The 1,260-nt window shown below is 73.5% G+C and carries 1 protein-coding gene; it reads left to right on the top strand.

Going from position 1 to position 1,260, the window contains the following annotated elements:
• The first annotated feature begins 84 nt into the window (after positions 1 to 84).
• The gene (locus HF519_RS30100) at positions 85 to 1,095 is read left to right on the top strand and encodes a Ppx/GppA phosphatase family protein (RefSeq protein WP_169416326.1); all 1,011 of its coding nucleotides are present in this window, start codon (positions 85 to 87) and stop codon (positions 1,093 to 1,095) included.
• Positions 1,096 to 1,260: the final 165 nt, after the last annotated feature.

Genomic DNA, 1,260 nt, shown 5'->3' with positions numbered 1-1,260 from the left:
GGGGAGGTGTGGGGGAGTGTGTCGGAGAGCACCTCTGGCGGCCGGGGCCGGGACATGATCGGCGGGCCGACGTAGCCTGGTCGGGTGCGCCTGGGTGTGCTCGATGTCGGATCCAATACCGTCCATCTGCTCGTCGTGGACGCCCACCGAGGCGGTCATCCGACACCGATGACGTCGGAGAAGGACGAACTGCGGCTCGCCGAGAACATCGACTCCCAGGGCCGGCTGACCAAGTCCGGTGCCGACTCGCTGGTGCGCACCGTCCAGCGGGCACGGGTGGCGGCCGCCGAGGCGGGGTGCGACGACCTCCTGGCGTTCGCGACCTCCGCGTTGCGCGACGCGACGAACTCGGTGGCCGTGCTGGCGCGGGTACGCGACGAGACCGGTATCGCGCTGCAGGTCCTGCCGGGTGACGACGAGGCGCGCTACACCTTCCTCGCGGTGCGCCGCTGGTACGGCTGGTCCGCGGGCCGGCTGCTGGTGCTCGACATCGGCGGCGGATCACTCGAACTGGCCGCCGGCCGCGACGAGCACCCGGCCGCGGCGGCGTCGCTCCCGCTGGGCGCCGGCCGGCTCACCCGCGAGTGGTTCAGCGACAGCCAGCCGACCCGGCGGCAGATCGCCGCGCTGCGCGAGAAGCTCGACGAGGACCTCGCCCCGGTCGCCCGCCGGCTGCGCCGCGCCGGGGAACCGGAGCTCGCCGTCGGGACGTCCAAGACGTTCCGCTCGCTGGCCCGGCTCACCGGGGCGGCCCCGTCCAACGCAGGGCCCCGGATCCGCCGCGTGCTGACCGACGTCGGGCTGCGCCAGCTCGTCGCCTTCATCAGTCGGATGTCGTCGGCCGACCTGGCCGAACTCGAGGGGGTGAGCCCCAGCCGTGCTCATCAACTGGTCGCCGGGGCCCTCGTCGCGGAGGCCGCGATGCGGGCGCTGAAGGTCGAACAGCTCGAGATCTGCCCGTGGGCGCTGCGTGAGGGAGTGATCCTCCGGCGGCTCGACACGCTCGATGGATCGGCTCAAAGGGACCGTTCGGCGCAGGACTCGCCCGGATCCCTTGGACGCTTGACGTCGTACGAGGCACGGTGTACGGGATGAGTCCCGAGACCGACCAGCCCCGTCAGCGCACGGTCGCCGAGCTGCTCGCCGAGAACGGCGGCCCCGGTTCGACCGGCCGTCGGCGACGCCGCCGGGAGACCGATGGGCCGGACGACGCTGTTCAGTCCGGTGATCGGCCGGCCGCGGGCGGCCCGCCCCCCGGCC

Source organism: Pseudonocardia bannensis (assembly GCF_012911875.1).
In the GTDB taxonomy this organism is placed as follows: domain Bacteria; phylum Actinomycetota; class Actinomycetes; order Mycobacteriales; family Pseudonocardiaceae; genus Pseudonocardia; species Pseudonocardia bannensis.
The sequence above is the reverse complement of the archived record's forward strand: the minus strand, read 5'-3'. Positions and strand labels throughout refer to the sequence as shown.